Raw genomic sequence first — 18,894 nt, 5'->3', positions numbered from 1 at the left:
CCCTCCGCCGCGCCGGGAGCCTACAGCGGATCCCGGATCATGAACAGAAGTTGCACAATACGGATCTGAAATACGCCCTGAGGAATACGTGTGCGGAAAGGCCAGAGGCCCGGCACGGACCGTCGCGGTCCGTGCCGGGCCCCTGGGGCGCCGGGTGCCGGTTCAGCGCTTGATGAGGTCGGTGACCTCCTCGGCGGCCTTCCTCATCGCGTCCTTCGGCTTCTCCTTGCCCACCAGGACGGCCTGGACCTGCTTGGCCACGGCCTCCTCGATCTGGGCGTTCTGCGCGTACTGCCAGAAGGGGCTGCCGGTGGCCGTGTCGGTGATCTTCTCGGTCCACTGGGTGGTGAAGGTGTCCTCGGCGACCTTCGGGTCGGACAGGCCCGCGGTGGTCGACGGCGGCAGGGCGCGCTCGGTGAAGTACTGGGTGGTGGTGGCCCGGTCGGAGGTGGCGTGCAGCGCGAACTGCGTCGCCGCGTCCTGCCCCTTGCCCTTGACGATGGCGATCACACCGCCCCACAGCAGCGCCTGGGGCTTGTCACCGGCGCGCAGCACCGGGCGCTTCATCGGCTGCATCGCGTCGGCCAGCGTCTTGTCCTTGGACTGGGCCGCGGTCACGCCCTTGCCGATGATGGCGTCGTCGTAGAAGGCGGCCTTGCCCTGCCCGAACAGGGCACGCGCGTCGAAGCGGTCCACGTCCGCGGCGATCAGCTTCTCGTCGTGCAGCTTCTTGTACCAGGTGACCGCGTCGACGGAGGCGTCGTCGCCGATGGTGACCTTGTTGCCCTCCAGCAGCGTGCACCCGAAGGTCTGCATCCACGGGAAGATGTCCTTGAGCTGCGCGACCTTGGTGGCCGCGGCGTAGGGCACGATGCCGCCGCCCAGCCCCTTCAGCTCCCGCAGCGCGTCCTCGAACTCCTCGATGGTGGTGGGGTGCTTCTTGATTCCGGCCTTCGCCAGGAGCTTGGAGTTGGCGATCACACCGATCGAGCCGGTGTTCCACGGCAGGCCGTACTGCTTGCCGTCGTACATGCCGCTGTCCAGCGCCACGTTCGTGTAGCCGCCCTTGAGGGCCACCGCGCTCAGGTCGGCGAGCTTGCCCATCTGCGCCACCGCGGCCAGCCAGGCGATGTCCAGGTGCACCGCGCCGGTGGTCTCCCCGCCGCCGAGCTTGAGGGTGAGCTGGCTCAGGTACTCGTTGTAGGGGTACGAGACCGCGCGGATCCTGGAGCCCTCGGCCTTCTCCCACGCCTTGATGATCTTCTCGATCGCCGGCTTGGCGGCCTCCTCGTTGAGCGACCAGGAGGTGAAGTCGAAGTCCTTGGACTTCGTGTCGCCTCCGTTGGAGGAGGAGCTCGCGCCGGACGGCGCGCAGGCGCCCAGCACGCCGGCGCCGGCCACGCCGAGCGCGCCGATGCCGAACATGCGCAGCGCGCCGCGCCGGCTGATGCCAGAGGTGGTCATGGTGTCTCCATGGATGGGGGAGTGGGCGGAAAAGGGGCAGGTGGGGGGAGGGGGGGCGGGGGACGGGGCCCGCCGGCTTCAGCTCTTGACCGAGCCGGCGGTCATGCCGCCGACGAGGTAGCGCTGGAGGAACATGAAGGCGATGACCACCGGGACCGACACGACGAGCGAGGCGGCCATCAGCTCGGGCCACGCGGTCTGGAACTCGCCGATGTAGGTGGAGACCAGGCCGGGGGGCAGGGTCTGCTTCTCCTTGTCGGCCAGCGTGACGGCGAAGATGAAGTCGTTCCAGCCGCGGACGAAGGCGAACAGGCCTGCCGCGATCATCCCGGGCGCGGCCAGCGGCGCCACCACGGAGTGCAGCGTCCGCCACCGCGACGCGCCGTCGATGGAGGCGGCCTCCAGCAGGGCGTCGGGGATGGTGTCGAAGATGCCCTTCAGCATCCACACGCACAGCGGCATCGTGAACGTGGTGAAGGACAGCACCAGGGCGGTGTACGTGTTCAGCAGCCCGAAACTGGAGAACACCGCGTACAGCGTCACCAGCAGCAGCGCCTGGGGGAACATCTGGGAGGCCAGCACCAGGTGCATCAGCGAGCGCCGCCCCCGGTAGCGGAACTTGGAGAACGAGTAGCCCATGTACGTGGCGACCACCACGCTCAGCACGGCGGTGATCGAGGCCACGATCAGGGAATTGACCAGGTACGAGATCAGCTGCTCGTTCTCGGCCAGGGCCGTGAAGTTGTCGAAGGTGATGTCGGTGGGGACCAGCTTCGGCGGGAACTGGAAGGTCTGCTCGGGGCTGCTGAGGGCGGTGGCCAGCAGCCAGTACACCGGCAGCATGCCGAACGCGCCGATCACCAGGACCGCGCTCCAGGCGGCGATCCGCGAACGCAGCAGGTCCTTGCGGATCCGGCGCCGCGAGGTGCGCCCGGCGGGTGCGGTGCGCGTGCGGTGCCGTCCGGTGCCCGACAGCGGGGTCGTGGAGGTCGTGGAGGTCATCGGGCGTCGCCCTTCCGCTCGGTGATCCGGATGTAGACGACGACCAGGAGCAGCAGGAGCAGCATCCACAGGCCGCCCAGCGCGGTCGCCCGGCCGATGTCGAAGCCCTTGAAGGCGGTCTGGTACACGGCGGTCGCGAAGGTCTCGGTGGCGCCGGCCGGGCCGCCGCCGGTGAGCACGTAGATGGTGTCGAAGTGCTGGAAGTTCCAGATGAACTCCAGCAGCAGCACGATCGAGGCGACCCCGCGCACCTGCGGCCAGGTCACGGCGAAGAAGCGCCGCACCGCTCCCGCCCCGTCCATCGCGGCCGCCTCGTGCAGCTCCTTGGGCACGGTCTGCAGGCCGGCCAGCAGCATCACCATCATCCAGGGGAAGCTCGCCCAGGTCTTGGTGATGATGACGGCGAGCATGGCGGTGCCGGGCTGGCCGAGCCAGGAGACGGACTCCTCGATGATCCCGGCCTTCATCAGGATGCCGTTGAGCACGCCGTAGTTCGCGTTGAAGATCCACATCCACAGGAAGGAGATCACCACGCCCGGGATCACCCACGGGAACAGGAACAGGCCGCGCAGGAAGCCGCTGCCCTTCAGGCCCGAGTTCAGCGCGAGCGCGAGCGCGAAGCCGATCACGAAGGGCACGATCGTCGCGCCGACGGTGAAGACCATCGTCTGCTCGAGGATCGTGAGGAAGTCGCCGTCCAGCCAGTGCGCGAAGTTCTCCAGACCGACGAACTCACGGCCCGGCAGCCGCAGGTCCTGCTTGAAGAAACCCGTGAAGAGCGCCGACACCAGCGGATAGATGATGATCGTCGCGAACAGGGCGAGCCCCGGTGCGGTCAGCAGCAGTGCGAACGCGCCGTTGGAGAGCCGCCCGCCGAGGCGCCCGCGGCGCGCGGGGGCTGTGCGGGGGGGTGCGGCCTTGTGAGGAGGTGCGGCCGTACTCATGGGTGTGTCCTCTCGAACGGTGCGGGAGCGGTGGTACGGGGCATGGCACGACGGGCCGCGCGCCGGAGGGCGGGCGCGGCACGGCCGGGCGCGGGCGCCGACGCGCCCCGTCCCCAGTCCCGGCCGGGCCCCTGTGTGAATGCCATGCATGCTCCATTGAACGCAAGTTGCAGCATGCGGGATCGTTCTCCATATCGCGCGACGGCGTCAACCCTTCTGGCTGGCGAAACGCCGGTTCCATAGCAGGACGGCGGCATCGCCGAACAGGCCGAATCCAGCCGTCGGCCCACGGCGACGGCATCGTCGACTGCGCCGGAAATCTACAGCACATCCCACTAGCTGAATAGTGGTTGCACTATATGCATGTGATGTACGTTCAAGGCCGCTCCGTTACACCGGAGCGTATCCGAGCTTCACACCAAGGAGGCCGCACCGTGCGGGAAGAAGACGCCCACTACGACATCGCCGTCATCGGCGGCGGCCTGGCCGGGACCTGCGCGGCCATCGCGGCCGCCCGCCTCGGCCGGCGCGTCGCCCTGGTCAACAACCGCCCCGTCCTGGGCGGCAACGCCAGCAGCGAGATCCGCGTCTGGGTCTGCGGCGCCACCGCACACGGCGTCCACCGCTGGGCCCGCGAAACCGGCATCATGGGCGAGCTGTACACCGAGAACCAGTACCGCAACCCCGAAGGCAACCCCTACTACTGGGACCAGGTCGTCCTCGACGCCGTACGCGCCGAACCCAACATCGACCTCTACCTCAACACCGACGTCCGGGAAGCCCACACCACCGGCCCCGACGACGCACGCCAGATCCACTCCTGCACCGGCTGGATGATGGGCTCCGAACGCCGCATCACCTTCCACGCCCAGCAGTTCCTCGACTGCACCGGCGACGGCCTGCTCGGCCACCTCGCCGGCGCCCACCACCGCATCGGCCGCGAAGCACAAGCCGAATTCGGCGAACCCTGGGCCCCCCAGGAAGCCGACGGAGCCCTCCTCGGCTCCACCATCCTCTTCCACACCAAGGACACCGGCCGCCCCGTCAAATTCGTCCCCCCCACCTACGCCCGCGACCTCACCACCACCCCCATCCTGCGCAACCGCGTCCTGCGCACCGGCGACAACGGCTGCGACTACTGGTGGATCGAATGGGGCGGCGAACTCGACACCGTCCACGACAACGAACGCATCCGCGACGAACTCCAGGCCGTGATCATGGGCATCTGGGACCACATCAAGAACTCCGGCCAGTTCCCCGACGCCGAGAACCTCACCCTCGAATGGGTCGGCAGCCTCCCCGGCAAACGCGAATACCGCCGCTTCCTCGGCGACCACATCCTCACCCAGCAGGACATCCTCGAACAACGCCAGTTCACCGACCGCGTCGCCTTCGGCGGCTGGTCCGTCGACCTCCACCCCGCACAAGGCATGTACGCCGATGAACCCGGCGCCCGCCAGCGCTACGCCGACGGCATCTTCCACATACCCCTGCGCTGCCTCTACTCCGCCAACGTCACCAACCTCCTGTTCGCCGGACGCAACATCTCCGCCACCCACATCGCCTTCGGCGCCACCCGCGTCATGGCCACCTGCGCCACCCTCGGCGAAGCCGCCGGCACCGCCGCCGCCCTGTGCACCACCAAGAACCTCACCCCCCGCGAACTGGCCACCCAGCACCCCGACCTGGTCCGCCGCACCCTCCTGCGCCAGGACGCCTCCGTCATCGGCCTCGCCGACGACGACCCCGACAACCTCGCCCGCACCGCCCGCGTCACCGCCTCCTCGCACCAGACCCGCCTGGCCGCCGAACCCGCACCCGCCACCCCCGGCGAGCCCTACCCCCTCACCCGCGACCTCGCCCTGCTCCTCCCCGTGGACCCCGCACTCGACACGGTCGACCTGCTCGTCCACGGCGCCCCCGGCCAGGCCCGCGAACTGACCGTGGAACTGTGGAACACCGGCCGCCCCGAGAACGCCGTCCCCACCGACCACCTCCTCACCACCACCGTCACCGCCCCGGCCGACGGCCCCCACTGGGTCACCGCCCGCCTCGACCACCGCCCCGACACCCCGCACAACGCCGTCCTGATCGTCCGCGCCTGCCCGGACACCGCCCTGGTCCTGCTCCCCGAACGCACCGACGGCGTCCTCGCCCTGCGCAGCAGGGCCGAAGGAGACGCAGCCGTCGACCACGACATCCCCGAAGAGGACGGCCAGCTCGTCCTGGAATGGCAGGCCCGCGGCCTGCGCCGCCACACCTTCGCCTTCCGCGCCACCCCCGACACCACCGCCTTCCTGCCCCAGCGCGCCGTCGGCGGATACCAGCGGCCCTACAAGGGCCCCCAGATGTGGTCCTCCGCACCCCTGCCCGACCCCGAACAGGCCGCCCAGTGGCTGCTCCTGGACTGGGACGAACAACAGCAGCTCACCGAAACACGCGTGGTGTTCGACGACGACGTCGACGAGTACCTCAACAACCTGCACCGCCACCGCACCCCGTTCGAGATCATGCCGGAACTGGTCCGCGACTACCGCGTCCAGAGCCGCGAACCCGACGGCACCTGGCACACCCTGCTCACGGTGACGGACAACCGCCGCCGCCACCGCGTGCACCGGCTCGAAAACCCCGACGGCGGCCCCGTGCGCACCGACGCGCTGCGCCTCGTCGTGGACGCCACGCACGGGGCACGGCACGCCCATGTGATCGCGTTCAAGGCATACGGCGCCTGACCGGCAGACGAAAGGAGGGGTGGTGCAGGCCCGCGGGCCTGCACCACCCTCCTTTCCTTTCCCGCCCGGAGCCCCCCGCCGGGGGCATTCCCGTCCGGGGCGCCTGCGGGGCGCGGAACGCGCGGGGCGTGCGGTGGGTCAGAGGGCGCCGAGCGCCTGGCTGATGACGTCGGCGGCCTCGATGACCTCCCGGGTCAGGGCCAGCCGCTGCCCCTCGGCCTCGGTCCGGCTGCCCAGCAGGGAGGTGGGCCCCCACAGCGAGATCGCGGCCACGACCTCGCCCGACGCGTCCCGGACCGGCGCGGCCAGCGAAGCCCGCCCCAGGGCACGCTCCTCGGCCTCCACGGCGTACCCGGTGCGCCGCACGGTGTCGATCTCCCCGTCCAGCAGGTCATGGCTGGTGGTCGTGTACTCGGTGTGCGCCGCCAGCGGCTCGGGAAGCAGCCTGCGGCGCTCCTTGGGCGTCAGCCCGGTCAGCAGGCACTTGCCGATGCTGGTGGCGTGCAGCGGGGCGCCGTGCCCGGCCTGCGTGTAGGACTTCGGGGCCCGCGTCCCCTCGAAGTTGCACAGGAACATCAGCTCGGTGCCGCGGCGGATGGCGACGTTGGCCCCCAGCCCGGTGCGGCCGGCGAGGTCCTGGAGCACCATGCGGGCGGCCCGGTGCACGGGATGGCGGTTCAGGGCGGTGGCGGCGAGCGGAAGCATCCCGAGACTGAGCCGGTAGAGATTGCTGACCGGATCGCGCTCGACCATGTCGAGGCGCTCGAGGGTGGACAGCAGCCGGGACGTGGTGGAGGAACCCAGCCCGGTGAGCTCGGCGACATCGGAAACACGCAGTTCAGCACGGCCGGAGTCGAGTGCACGCAGCACCGCGACCGCCCGTTCGACACTCTGGTTCGTACCGGCGTCAGCCGCCCGAGTAGCCATGACCCTCCTCATTTTGCAAATCGCTTGCACAATCTGCATCAGCATACCGTGCCGGTCCCGCCCCGTTCCGGAAAACCACCACCCCGCAGCCGGAACAAATACCCCCTCGCACCCCGCCCCACCCCGCCCCCGCAACCCCACACCCCGGGAGCCCGGACCCCGGAAGGCGGCACACCCCACCCCTGCCACCCGGGACGGCAAGAGACTCGCCTCGAAGACCACCGCACGAACTCTCCAACGGATCCCCGCATTCGTCTCGACCGACACGGGGCGGGGCGCGTCACCGTGCCTCGACGGCTCCCGGGGCGAGGACCGCGCCGTCCGGCCCCGCCGCCGGACGGAACAACGCCGGCAGCCCTGCCGATGCGAACAGAACCGCCAGGAACAGAAGCACGATCCGCTCGGACACGGCGGATCCGACGACCGACAGGCGCTCCTCCCGGGCGAACTCCGTTGATCAGGAACGCCGGTCAGGCGGAAGCCGTCACCGGGCACACGGCCTGGAGGGACAGGCGGCGCAGCGCGGCCTCCGCCAGCAGGCCCACGGAAAGGACCGCCAGCAGGGGCTGCAGGGGAGCCCAGTAGCTCATGGCGCCGGAGGCCCCGAGAAGCACGAGAACGAGCTTGTTGCACACCGGGCAGCCGACGGCGAAGAAGGACAGCACACCGCCGGCCGCACCCAGACGACCGCCGTCGCGGGCCGGTGCCGTCCCGGCCGGGGAAGGCTGCCGCACATAGGTGCTCAGGACAATGCCCGCCAGTGCCGCCGTGACGACGAGAGCGGGATAGTTCCACCACTGGACGGGGACGGACCGGCCGAACAGGGGGTTGGGCACCACGTCGGTGGGCGCGCCGACCAGGACCGCGGTGGCCAGGGCACCGAGGCCCGCCACCGTCCACTGCCGGGTCCGCCAACCACGCAGTGCCGCACCGGCCCGGCTCCATGAGCGCGGGGAAGAGGACATGTGAGATGACTCCGTTCTGGAGGATTCAGGGACGCGACCAACGGGCCGCTCTAAATCCGCAGAACGGAGTGAAGTGGGGGAGGAGGCGGCGGGGCGGGGCCTGCCGAGTACGTGCCGGAGCACGGCTCATGGAACGTCACCGCTCCGGCCCGGGGCGTCGGGCAGCCGGAGCAGCCGGACACCTGCGAAGCGTTCTCGGCCCGCTGCGGGGTCTGATCGGCGACGGCCTTCTTGCCGCACGGCGCAGCCGTTCCGGACGACGCTTCGAGAAAGGAGGAGGGGTGGGCGAACTCCGCGGCAGATGCCCGGGGGAGCGAACCGTCACGCGGCACGTGGCCGAACACGCACAGCAGGGCCACGACGGCCACAAGCAGGGACAGGGCAGCACGAAAACCGGTGTGCACCGGTCCGTACGCGCTCGCCCGCCTCATCATCGCTCCCACGCCCGTTCAGGGGTACGGCCACTCTAGGGCACACGACCCGCCGCCCCACCCCCTCGGCCCGTGCGCAATTCCCACCCGGGCGGACCCGAGTCTGCGCGACGACCGTCCCCCGGCAGAGCACCCCCACAACCCTGATGCGGAGGAGCCGCTTTGCGACGGTGGTGCGGGGGGCAACCGGGCACGGCACGACCCCGGCAGGTGTGAGCGACGGCTGCCCCGCCCCCGACCGCCAACCGCTCCCGGCCCGTTCGCGGGATGAGGCCGCCGTACCGGCCCTGTCCCGCGGCTGCCGGGGCCCGGCAGCCCCGTCGCTGCTTCCCCTGTCCCATGACCGGCCTCCGGCTCCTGCCGTGCCGCCCCCGACTCCCGCCTCACCGCTCCATGCCGCCGCCGACTCCCGTCTCACCGCTCCATGCCGCCGCCGTCGTGCCGTCGTGCCGCTCGTCGTGCTGCTGTCCGGGCCCGGGGCAAAGGCCGTCGACCAACCACCCCGCACCGCCGCCCGACCGCCGCCGCGGCCGGCATCCCGGGCGAGGCATTCCCCGGCCGCTACGCCCAGGGCCGGGGCAAACACCGCGTCGACGACACCGTCCACCCCGGGGACGGCCATCCCGTACCGGACCGCCCCAGAGCCGTGACCACCCCGCGCTCCTGCCTGGAAGCCATGGACGCCCCACCCGCGCCGGATGCCTGGCAGCACCTGCGGGCCGGAGCCGCCCACGGCTGTCTCCAGGCACTGACCGCCGGCCCGTCCAGGCTGCCCCGACGAGAATGGCGCGAACTCGCCCCCGCCCGGCCCCCGGACACGAACAGCAACAGCCCCCTTCGGCCGGTGGCGGACCGGGCGCCGGCCGGGCAGGCTCACCCCCATGACTTCATCAGTGATACAGAACGTGGCGATCGACTGCGCCGACGCCTACGAACTGGCCCGGTTCTGGAGCCGGGCCCTGGGCAGCCCCCTGCACCCGGAAGCCGAACCCGGCACCACGGAAACGGAAGTGATGCTGCCCCAGGGCCCGCTGCTGCACTTCAACCAGGTACCCGAACCCAAAACCACCAAGAACAGAATCCACCTGTGCCTGCGCCCGGAGACCTCGCGCGAGGAGGAGGTCGAGCGGCTGCTCGGCCTCGGTGCCACCCTCGTCGCCGACCGCCGGGAACCCGACGGCACGGGCTGGGCCGTCCTCGCCGACCCCGAGGGCAATGAGTTCTGCGTCCTGCGCAGCGCGGCCGAACGCGCCGAGACTTCCGCATCCCCCGCGCCGGCCAACTGAGCACCCGGCCCGGCGCGGCGTGCACGGGCGGCCCGCGCCGGCGCGCCGGGCCGGACAACCGCGGGGTCAGTCCCCGGGGCGGGGCGGCTGGTCCCGGTCGAGTTCCCCGGCCAGCCGTGCGACCGGGTCACCGGCAGGGCGGTGACGGGAGCGGCCGGCCGGCCATGTGGAGATCCCGTCGTCCGCCCACCGCGGGACGACATGGAAATGCAGATGGGCGACGGACTGTTCCGAGCCGGGCCCGCTCGCGTGCAGGACGTTGACACCCGAGGCGCCCAGAGCCGTCCGCATGGCCCCCGCCACGCGCTGGACCAGCAGCGTCGAGGCGGCCAGGACATCGGGCGGGGTGTCGAACACATCCGCGTGATGACGGGTGGGAACCACCAGGGTGTGCCCCGGCGCGAGCGGGTCCAACGGGGCGAAGGCGCAGGCCTCGTCCCCCCGGGCCACCCAGCGGGCGGTGTCTTCACGAATGAGCCGGCAAAAGACGCAGTCCATGCCGCCCCACCCTGCCACAGCCCCCCGCACCCGGGCAGGTGGAGAGCGCGGGCGGAGCACATCACCGCACAGCGGGGCCCGGGGACTTCGGACCACGTCCTCGCCCCGTCCTTCGGCTGCGGCGGGGGACGAGACGGGCGAGCCACTCCGTGGGCCGGCAGAGCAGGCCGAGAAGAGGGCTGGTGACCACGAACCAGTGAACGCCGACCTGGCCCCGCTCCTTGTCGATGAGCGGCGGGGCCCCGTCCCGGTGGACGTGACGGAGATACCGGCGGCGGATCGGTGCTCCGGCGATCAGCAGCACCGGTGAGAAGACGAGGATGCCCGCCGGGACGAGGGCTCTCACGACGGCGGTCTTCGCCCTTTCCTCATGCCGCATGGGTTCAGTGTGCTGACGTCCACGGTCCTTGTCAGCCCGCCCGGCGGCACGGGCGGCGATCCCCGGCCGTGCCCGCCGGCCGGCCGTCCTTGAGCCGGTTTCGACACCGGCCGCCGAACCGGCAGGCCCGACCGCGCCCGTCACCGGCCGGGAACCCGCCGTGCCCCTTGGAACCGAGGGGCTGGGGCGGGCGGGGTCCAGCGGCGGGCGTGGCCGGGGCGGCCGGGGGCGGGGGAGCCCGTGGGCTCAGGCGGGGGCGGCGGCCAGCAGGGCGAAGGCGGCGACGATGACGGCGACGCGGACGTAGTGCCGGCGGTCCCAGCGGTTCCTCTGCTCCTTCCAGTCCTCGGGCCGGTTCTCGGGGGTCCAGTTCTTGTTCCGGTTGTTGATCGGAACGAGCAGCAGGACCGACATGACCACGCTGAGGGCCAGGAGCGCACCGGCGGTGACGAGGAGGCCGGTGCCGTGGTGGGGCCACCCGGCGGCGGCCCGGATGCCGACGAGGACGAGCGAGCCGATGTACCAGAACGGCATCACGGCGCCGAGCATCCGGCCCCCGTGGGCGTGGCCGAGCTGGCCGCTGTCCTCCGGGAGGGCATTGAGGATCGGGCCGATGACGAAGGCGACGGAGAACTCCACCCCCACCATCACGCCGACGACCACGGTGGTGACGATCTCGAGCGCGTTGAGCATGACGATCCCCCTGAGAATCTAGCGTTGCTAGCTGATGAGGCAACGCTAGTTCTGCTGACGCTCGTATGTCTAGCGGTGCTAGGATCGAGTCATGTCGGTACAGGAACGCAAGCAGCGCGAACGGGCGGAGCGCGAACGCCTCATCGTGGCGACGGCCCGCGAACTCGCCGAGCAGCAGGGCTGGGACGCGGTCACCACCCGCCGGCTCGCCGAACGCATCGAATACAGCCAGCCCGTCCTCTACAGCCACTTCCGCGGCAAACGCGAGATCATCGGCGCCGTCGCCCTCCAGGGCGCCACCGAAATGGCCGCAGAGGTACGGGCCGCGACCGCCGCCGCGGACACCCCCCGCGCCCGGGTGTACGCCCTCGCCCGCACCTACCTCGACTTCGCCGCCCGCAACCCGGCGGTCTACGACGCCCTCTTCCAACTCGACGGCGGCCTCGCATACGCCCGGGAAGAAACCCCCGAACCCCTCAAGGACGCCTTCGCCGCACTGCTGGAATGCCTCGAAGAAGTCGCCGGCAACGGCATCGCCCCAGGACTGTTCACCGAGGTGTTCTGGGCATCCCTCCACGGGCTGGCCACCCTGACCCGAACGGGACGACTGCCACCGGAACACACCGGACCGAGAGTGCAACTGCTGGTGGACCGACTCGCCATGGCCTGAGGGAACACGAGGGCCTTCGACGGCAAAGCCGGTTGAGACGGCGCCCTTGGTGAGGAAAGGTTGGTGGCCATGGAGTACTTCTGCTACCACCGAGACCGGCCGGCCTCCCTCGCGCTGCGCGAAGAGTTGCTGGAGAAACACTGGTCCTACATGGACCGGTACGCGAAGGAACTGATCGCCCGCGGCCCGACCTTCGCCGAAGACGGTGAAACACCCACCGGAAGCGTGCACATCATCGACCTGCCCGATCCCGCCGCTGCCCGCGCGTTCGCCTTCGACGAACCCAACTACCAGGCCGGTGCGTACCGGGACGTGCTGCTGCGCCGGTGGCGCAACGTGCTGGGACGCACCATGTGGGATTTCCCCGGCGGCCGAAGCGGCGGCAACCAGTACCTGTTGCTCGGCCTCGGCGAAGGCCCGGCCGCAGACCTCACCCCACCGGACCAGGACGAGCTGATCGCGTACGGGCCGCTGCTGTCCGACGACGGCGACACCTGGCTCGGCACGGCCGCACTGCTCCGGGCCCCGAACCCGGATACGGCACGCGCCGTCCTGACCCCGGACCGGTACGCGGACATCGAGGTCCACAACTGGGAGCCCGGCGGGCGCCGATGAACCACGAAGACACCGGGCCGATGCCATCTCCGGAACACCTCGACCTGGAACAGGAGCGGTGACGATGCGGACGGTCCCGTTGGTGGGCGGACCGGTGGAGTTACGGGGTGCGCTGGACCTGGAGACCACAGCGGCAGGGGTGATGCCGCGCCGGTTGCCGGCGTGGACCAAGGACCAGTACCAGAACCCGTCGGTCCACGGGGTGACCGTGATGCCTTCAGGGGTGCGGCTGGTGTTCCGCACCGATGCACGCGCACTGGAGTTGGAGGTACTCACCTCCACCGGCCAACTCGCCACCGACCCCCACCCCCGCCCGACCGGAATGCTGGAGTTGCTGGTGGACGGTGCCCTGGCCCGGCGCCGGCAGGCGCCGGTGGGCAACGTGCTGAGAATGGCGGGCCCCGGAGCCGCCCAGCGACTCATCCCGGGCAAACCCAAAACCGTACGGTTCGCCGGACTGGCGGCCGGCATGAAGAACGTCGAACTGTGGCTTCCGCAGCAGACCCCCACAGAACTGGTGGCACTGCGTGCCGACGGCGACGTGCTGGCACCGCTGCCGGACGGGCGCCGCCGCTGGGTGCACCACGGCAGTTCCATCAGCCACTGCATCGAGGCCGACGGCCCGACCGGGACCTGGCCGGTGGTGGCAGCCGCGCTCGGCGGGGTGGAGGTGATCAACCTCAGCCAGGCGGGCAACGCCCTGCTGGACCCCTACGTCGCCCGGACGATCCGCAACACGCCCGCCGACCTGATCAGCCTGAAGGTGGGCATCAACATCGTGAGCCTGTCCGCCTTCCGGCTGCGGACCTTCGGCCCGGCGGTACACGGATTTCTGGACACGATCCGGGACGGTCACCCGGACACCCCGCTGCTGCTGATCTCCCCGGTGAGCTGCCCGGCCCTGGAACAGGTTCCCGGCCCGACCAGGACCGGACCGGACGGGAGGATCACCGCCCTGGGCGACCCGGCCGATGTGGCCGACGGCGCACTGACGCTGACAGTGGTCCGCGCCGAACTGGCCCGGATCGCCGCAGCACGACAGACGTCCGATCCCCACCTCCACTGTCTCGACGGACGAGCACTGCTCGGCCCGGAAGAGACAGACGACTTGCCCGACGGCCTCCACCCCACCGCCACCGCGTACCGCCGCATGGGCAAGCGCTTCGCTGCCCACGCCTTCGCGCCCCACGGTCCCTTCCGCTGAGCTGTTCGCAGCCCCTCGTGTGAGGGCGGGCACGCACCATCCACGCGCCGCCAGGTCACCACCGACCCGGTGCCCCTGCGGATGATCCGCAGGGGCACCGGTCCCGCCCATCGATCTCGCTGACACGCACTCGTTCTGCCACCCTCATGGCTTGGCGGACCGATGCCGCTGGAGCGTCAGGTTCAGGAGGAATCATCGGATCCCACCGCGAGCGTCTTGCCCGCGATTCCTGACCGGGGGACGCCACCAACTGCCACACATATACCAAAGACACGATCGTGACCGGTCCAACCGTTGATACGGCCACGGTTGTCGCTGATCTGCACCCGCTTCCTGACGCGGTCCACGGACGACACCAAGTGCAAATGAACCGTCCCGGCGACACGAGCGAGAACGATGTCGCCGACCTCCAACTTCGACGGATCGACCGGGGCAACGACCACTTGCTGCCGACTGCATATCAGCGGGACCATCGACGAGCCGCTGGGCCGGAACATCAAGGCGGCCCCGACCCCGACCCGGGCCGCGCGGCTGACCCGCACACAGCTGGAAACAGCGCTCAAACGGGCCGGCCGCAAGCGAGGCATCGCGGCCGAGGCCGAACGGCTCCGTGACGTCTTCCGCTCCGAATGGGCCCACCAGCCAGCGTTGGTCGAAGACGCGCTGGGCAAGCAAATGCTCGCGCTCCTGGTCCAGTTGGAGGCAGCCTGCACCGCCGCCGACGACCTCGCCGCGGCGGTCGAAGAGGCTTTCCCTCAGCACCCGGACGCTGAGATCATCCTCAGCTTCCCCGGCCTCGGCGTCCAGCTCGGCGCCCGGGTGCTCGCTGAGATCGGAGACGACCGGACCCGCTTCGCGGACGCCCGCGGCCTGAAGGCATACGCCGGCGCCTCGCCCATCACTCGGGCCTCCGGCAAGAAGTCGAGCATCACCCGCAGGTGGGTGAAGAACGACCGTCTCAACCACGCCGGTTACCTCTGGGCCTTCGCCTCCATCACCGCCTCGCCCGGCGCAAAGGCCCACTACCGTCGGCGCCGAGACGACCACGGAGACTGGCACGCCGCCGCCCAGCGCAACCTCTTCAACCGCATGATCGGACAGCTCTACCACTGCCTTCAGCACGGCAGCCGCTTCGACGAGGCTGTTGCCTTTCCGCCTCCGTCTGCCGTGGCGGCGGCCGCTTAGCTCGCCTGCGGGGCCGGAGGCCGCACCCACGGAGCGAAACGCTGACCAGGAGCTACGTCGTCGCGCCAGTACCGCAGAACGGTTTCCTGCACGACTTCGACCCGTTCCGCAGCGACGAGACAGGAGACGGGCTCCAGCCCGCCCGCATCCGCTTCGAAGGCGACGAGAACAAGCGGTTCTTCGCCGATCTGACGGGTGACTCTCGCGAGCTCCTCGCTCGTCGGCGCGCGGAACACCGGATCGAGGAACTTCGCCGGGCAGCTGACGAGGGTCGGATCGCCGAAGACCAACTCCAAGCCGTGGTAATAGGTGAGGTCATGCGCGGCCGCCAGCCGGAGCTCAGCAGCATCCCAGGCGATGACGTCCCAGTCCCACCAGGACCCCTCAGGGAGCTGCATGCCCACGTGCCCGCACTCCGCGTCCACCCTCAGCCCCCTCATCCGTTCGAACAGATCGACAGGCTACACACGGACGCAGCGCAACGAACTTGACTTCTTACGCGCCTGAGGTGTCTACCGGGGGCGGAACGTTGTCGGGTGGTGTTTCTCCCGGTTGAAGCAGTTCCGTGCCGTGGGAACCCGGTTCGACAAACTGGCGGCCCGCTACCGGGCCGGGGTGATCATCGCAGCGCTGATCCGCTTCAGGGCGGACGACTGATCGCCGGGTTCAGTCCGAGTCGAACCACACCAGCACTGCCGGCCCGTCCGGCGTGACCAGGCCTCATCGGCCTCACTCATCCGGCTCTCGTCCAGGCGAAAAGGGCGCGGCTCCTCGGTGGTCCCGTCGTACGCCCAGTAGCGGATGGCTCCGATGATCTCGCGGAGCCCATCCCGCTCGTCATCCGGCCACGCGTAGTTCCAGGTGCCGACACCGCGGAAGTCCTTCTCGAACAACTCGCGCAATGCGTCCAGCTCATCAGGGCCGAACAGCGGCACCAGGAAGCCCTCGACCTGCCCCTGCCGACAGGCGGTTCCGCCGTACTGCTTCTGATAGAAGACCCCCGTCTTCGCCTCGACCACCACATGCAGCCAACCACCGGCACTCATGCCGTCAGGACCGAGGGAGACGAAACGTCGAGAACTCATGGCCGCAGTCTTCCGGCCGCTGACCGCGAGCTCAACGACAATTTCCACCTGCAAGATCGATTACGAGACAGAACCTAGTCCGGGGGTCGCTTCGATCCACTGGCCGAAGATCTCGTACGGGTTTTCCGGCCGACGGAATCGGCCTTCCAAAGCGTTGCGGGCTTGGCGTACGCTGCGGCGCGTCGGCCACACCATCTTGGAACGGTCCGACGAGAACCCACCGCCGACTCGGTCGCGGCAGCTGAGGCGGGTCTGTCGTTGAAGGCAATTTCTACGGCTCACTCGGGTCCAGCCCGAGGATCCTCAGCCGTCCCGCGCCGCCTCTATGTCTTCGCACATCAGATCGACCCTGCGGCTGGCGGAAGAATCTCGCCCACACACGCAAGCGAACCCACGCCGGACTGAACCGCACCGAACTGGCGGGGGAGAGCGTGCGGGCCGCCCTGGAGGCCCTGGCCGTCGCGGCGCCGTCCTGGCCGGCCGGAGTGATCGACGTCGCCGAGTTCGCCGAACGCTACGGGCCGCGTGTCGATGGCTGGACGATGCCGCGCTCGAAGACCGAACGGGACCGGCTCGCCCAGGTCTTCGGCCAGGTCTTCGGCCAGGACGCGCCGGCTGTGTGCCGGGCCGCCTGGTCCGACACCGCCCCGGTGTGGGTCCGCGAGATCGAGGCGGCGGCCCTGCTGCGGCAGGTCCTGATACAGACCTGCACCATCCGTACCGATACCCGGGGATGGGAGGTGATCAGGAAGCGGGACGCCGACGACGAGGGCGTCCCGCCCGGCCATATCCGCCTGGCCTCCCCGTACGACCCCGACGCCCGCTGGTCGGCCAAGGGCGACAAGGTGTTCTGGATGGGTTACAAGGTCCACCTCACCGAGACCTGCGACACTCCTGCCGAAGCCGAAGCCGAAGCCGAAGCCGAAGCCGAAGCCGAAGCCGAAGCCGAAGCCGAAGCCGAAGCCGAAGCCGAAGCCGAAGCCGAAACCGAAACCGGTACGAGCGTGCTGCGGCTGATCACCGATGTGCACACCACCACGGCGACGGTTTTCGACGTCAGGGCCACCGCGCCCATCCAGCAGAACCTGGCCGAGCGGCAGGTCGCACCCGGCGAGCACTACCTCGACTCCGGATACCCCTTTGCCGACCTGGTCGTGGAAGCGGCAGGCCGGGGCATCAGCATGATCACCCCGCTCCTGGCCGACCACTCGCCCCAGGCCAAGGCCGCCGAAGGCTTCGACAAGAGCGCGTTCCGCATCGACTGGAAGGCCCGTCAGGTCCACTGCCCCCAGGGCGCCACCAGCGCCGGCTGGTACCCGGTCACCCAGCACGGCCGCGACGCCATCGTGATCGACTTCGCCCGCCCCGACTGCCGCCCCTGCCCCTCCCGCACCGCATGCACCGCCTCCGTCCGCGGCACCCGCCTGCTCACCCTGCGGCCCTGTGAACTCCACGAACACACCACCACGGCCCGCGCCGGGCAGCACACCGAGTCCTGGAGAGCCAAGTACGCCCTCCGCGGGGGCATCGAGGGAATCATCAGCCAGGCCCGCGACGTCACCGGCATCCGCCGGGCCCGCTACCGCGGCCCGCCGAAAGTCACCCTCCAGCACGCCTTCTCCGCCACCGCCCGCAACCTCGTCCGCCTCGACGCCCGGTGGACCACAGACCCACTGCGCAAACCACGCACCAGCCGACTCGAACGCCTCAGCTACCAGCTCGCCGGCTGACGAATTCGGCAACAGAGTCTCCGGACGCCTCAAAGTCCGCTTACACAACAACAGTTACCCGTTCCGTCCGTCCTCGGGCTACGTCCACATGACGGGAGATCAGGCCCGGGACGGCGCCCTCGTCCTCGAACCCCGCGCGGACGGCGGCCACGACGCCCACTGCTATCAGCTGCCGCGGGACAGCGGGGACGACGACGAGTTCTGGACCGTGGCCACGGCCGAGCTGTGGATGGGCTGGCGGCGTTCCCTCGCCGAGTCGGAGCGGGTGCTCGGCCTGCCCTGCCGGGCCGTCCGCACGGCGGCCGGTGTCCTGGCCGCCGCCCCCGGCGTGCCGACCCGGATCGTCCGGGGCGTCGCCCCCTCCCTGGAGGCCGGCGTCACCACCGAGGGGAAGCGCGCCGCTGGAGCGGGGAAGGCGCTGAGCGATCTCCGCCTCGTCAAGGACGACTGGGAGATTGCCGGACTCCGCAAGGCCGTGGAGTCCACGGTGCCCGGCTTCACCGATGTGGTCGGCGAACTCTCCGGGGCGGTCGCCTCGTGCCGAGCGGTGGATCGAGGGCACCTTCTTCCGCCGCGCGCGTCTGGAGGGCAACGCCGTCGGCCACGGCACGATCTGCGCCGTCGGCGAGCACGCCACGATCACGCACTGGACGGACAACGACGGACCGGTGCGCCCTGGCGAACTGCTCCTGCTCGACGCCGGAGCGGAGACCCACCCCCTCTGCACCGCCGACGTGACGCGCACCCTGCCGATCAGCGGTTCCTTCGCCCCGCTCCAGCGCGATGTCTACGACGCGGTGCACGAGTCCCGGAAGGCCGGCATGGCGGCCGTGAAGCCGGGCGCCGCGTACCGGGCGGGGCGCCAGGTGCTTCCTGCAGCACGTGGCGCAGGCTCCTGGCCGCGCGTTCCAGGTTGGACGGCCAGGGTCCTCGTCGTCGCGCTCGATACCTGCGTCTGGAGCTGTTCGGTCGGGTCGCGTGCCTGCGTCTCGGCGTCGGACAACAGGGTGGGCAGCCCCGCAGGCGCCCCGGAGCACGTTCCGGATCCGGGGCGGGGGGCCGGGCATGAGTGCCGCGGCGTCCG

General features: G+C 70.3%; 16 protein-coding genes and 3 pseudogenes. 9 read left to right on the top strand and 10 right to left on the bottom strand.

Annotation, left to right across the window (positions count from 1 at the left end):
• Nucleotides 1-162: 162 nt before the first annotated feature.
• From OCT49_RS38940 to OCT49_RS38930, 3 genes are all read right to left on the bottom strand, one after another.
• On the bottom strand, nt 163-1,464 hold the full coding sequence (locus tag OCT49_RS38940; protein WP_283856897.1) for a sugar ABC transporter substrate-binding protein: 1,302 nt from the start codon (nt 1,462-1,464) through the stop codon (nt 163-165).
• Between the two features lie 78 nt (nt 1,465-1,542).
• Complete coding sequence (locus OCT49_RS38935) at nt 1,543-2,466, bottom strand: carbohydrate ABC transporter permease (RefSeq protein ID WP_283856896.1); 924 nt, start codon at nt 2,464-2,466, stop codon at nt 1,543-1,545.
• Nucleotides 2,463-3,410, bottom strand: a complete 948-nt coding sequence (locus OCT49_RS38930; RefSeq protein ID WP_283856895.1) for a carbohydrate ABC transporter permease — start codon at nt 3,408-3,410, stop codon at nt 2,463-2,465. Before OCT49_RS38930 ends, OCT49_RS38935 begins: the two co-directional genes overlap by 4 nt.
• A 434-nt stretch (nt 3,411-3,844) precedes the next feature.
• Between OCT49_RS38930 and OCT49_RS38925 the strand changes: the two genes are divergently transcribed.
• Nucleotides 3,845-6,142 (top strand): FAD-dependent oxidoreductase, encoded by a 2,298-nt coding sequence (locus tag OCT49_RS38925; protein ID WP_283856894.1) that lies wholly within the window; start codon nt 3,845-3,847, stop codon nt 6,140-6,142.
• Between the two features lie 138 nt (nt 6,143-6,280).
• Here OCT49_RS38925 and OCT49_RS38920 read toward each other — a convergent pair whose 3' ends face one another.
• Together OCT49_RS38920 and OCT49_RS38915 are read right to left on the bottom strand one after the other, a co-directional pair.
• A complete protein-coding gene (locus OCT49_RS38920) occupies nt 6,281-7,069 on the bottom strand; it encodes an IclR family transcriptional regulator (RefSeq protein ID WP_283856893.1) in 789 nt (262 codons plus the stop codon).
• 470 nt (nt 7,070-7,539) lie between these two features.
• Complete coding sequence (locus tag OCT49_RS38915; RefSeq protein ID WP_283856892.1) at nt 7,540-8,034, bottom strand: hypothetical protein; 495 nt, start codon at nt 8,032-8,034, stop codon at nt 7,540-7,542.
• A gap of 1,312 nt (nt 8,035-9,346) precedes the next feature.
• On the opposite strand from OCT49_RS38915, the gene OCT49_RS38910 reads away from it, so the two are divergent.
• Nucleotides 9,347-9,751 carry a VOC family protein gene (locus OCT49_RS38910; protein ID WP_283856891.1) on the top strand — a complete coding sequence of 135 codons (405 nt, stop codon included), beginning with the start codon at nt 9,347-9,349 and terminating at the stop codon, nt 9,749-9,751.
• A gap of 66 nt (nt 9,752-9,817) precedes the next feature.
• Here OCT49_RS38910 and OCT49_RS38905 read toward each other — a convergent pair whose 3' ends face one another.
• The 3 genes from OCT49_RS38905 to OCT49_RS38895 form a co-directional block, all read right to left on the bottom strand.
• Entirely contained in the window at nt 9,818-10,249 is a 432-nt protein-coding gene (locus OCT49_RS38905; RefSeq protein WP_283856890.1) for an HIT family protein, read from the bottom strand.
• Nucleotides 10,250-10,310: 61 nt separating this feature from the next.
• The gene (locus tag OCT49_RS38900) at nt 10,311-10,628 is read right to left on the bottom strand and encodes a hypothetical protein (protein ID WP_283856889.1); all 318 of its coding nucleotides are present in this window, start codon (nt 10,626-10,628) and stop codon (nt 10,311-10,313) included.
• A gap of 246 nt (nt 10,629-10,874) precedes the next feature.
• The gene (locus OCT49_RS38895; RefSeq protein WP_283856888.1) at nt 10,875-11,321 is read right to left on the bottom strand and encodes an anthrone oxygenase family protein; all 447 of its coding nucleotides are present in this window, start codon (nt 11,319-11,321) and stop codon (nt 10,875-10,877) included.
• Between the two features lie 91 nt (nt 11,322-11,412).
• Here OCT49_RS38895 and OCT49_RS38890 point away from each other — a divergent pair, with 91 nt between their 5' ends.
• The 4 genes and pseudogenes from OCT49_RS38890 to OCT49_RS38875 form a co-directional block, all read left to right on the top strand.
• A complete protein-coding gene (locus OCT49_RS38890; protein WP_283856887.1) occupies nt 11,413-11,991 on the top strand; it encodes a TetR/AcrR family transcriptional regulator in 579 nt (192 codons plus the stop codon).
• Between the two features lie 69 nt (nt 11,992-12,060).
• Nucleotides 12,061-12,606, top strand: coding sequence for a YciI family protein (locus OCT49_RS38885; RefSeq protein ID WP_283856938.1), 546 nt, complete (start codon nt 12,061-12,063; stop codon nt 12,604-12,606).
• Nucleotides 12,607-12,670: 64 nt separating this feature from the next.
• Nucleotides 12,671-13,810 (top strand): SGNH/GDSL hydrolase family protein, encoded by a 1,140-nt coding sequence (locus tag OCT49_RS38880; RefSeq protein WP_283856937.1) that lies wholly within the window; start codon nt 12,671-12,673, stop codon nt 13,808-13,810.
• 504 nt (nt 13,811-14,314) lie between these two features.
• Nucleotides 14,315-14,995: pseudogene (locus tag OCT49_RS38875) on the top strand (transposase); the annotation flags it as partial.
• Here OCT49_RS38875 and OCT49_RS38870 read toward each other — a convergent pair.
• Nucleotides 14,992-15,399 (bottom strand): hypothetical protein, encoded by a 408-nt coding sequence (locus OCT49_RS38870; RefSeq protein ID WP_283856886.1) that lies wholly within the window; start codon nt 15,397-15,399, stop codon nt 14,992-14,994. The pseudogene OCT49_RS38875 and the gene OCT49_RS38870 sit on opposite strands and share 4 nt — an antisense overlap.
• Nucleotides 15,400-15,505: 106 nt before the next feature.
• On the opposite strand from OCT49_RS38870, the pseudogene OCT49_RS38865 reads away from it, so the two are divergent.
• Nucleotides 15,506-15,652 (top strand): annotated as a pseudogene (locus OCT49_RS38865) (IS5/IS1182 family transposase); the annotation flags it as partial.
• On the opposite strand, the gene OCT49_RS38860 reads toward OCT49_RS38865, so the two are convergent.
• Nucleotides 15,598-16,128 (bottom strand): DUF6210 family protein, encoded by a 531-nt coding sequence (locus OCT49_RS38860; protein WP_283856936.1) that lies wholly within the window; start codon nt 16,126-16,128, stop codon nt 15,598-15,600. The pseudogene OCT49_RS38865 and the gene OCT49_RS38860 overlap by 55 nt on opposite strands.
• Nucleotides 16,129-16,511: 383 nt before the next feature.
• On the opposite strand from OCT49_RS38860, the gene OCT49_RS38855 reads away from it, so the two are divergent.
• Nucleotides 16,512-17,810: a transposase gene (locus OCT49_RS38855; RefSeq protein WP_283856885.1), complete on the top strand. Its 1,299-nt coding sequence runs from the start codon at nt 16,512-16,514 to the stop codon at nt 17,808-17,810.
• A 19-nt stretch (nt 17,811-17,829) separates the two neighbouring features.
• Nucleotides 17,830-18,664, top strand: a pseudogene (locus OCT49_RS38850) (M24 family metallopeptidase); the annotation flags it as partial.
• Between the last annotated feature and the right edge of the window lie 230 nt (nt 18,665-18,894).

The organism is Streptomyces sp. ML-6, from assembly GCF_030116705.1.
GTDB lineage: Bacteria > Actinomycetota > Actinomycetes > Streptomycetales > Streptomycetaceae > Streptomyces.
This window is presented reverse-complemented; position numbering and strand designations above follow the sequence as displayed.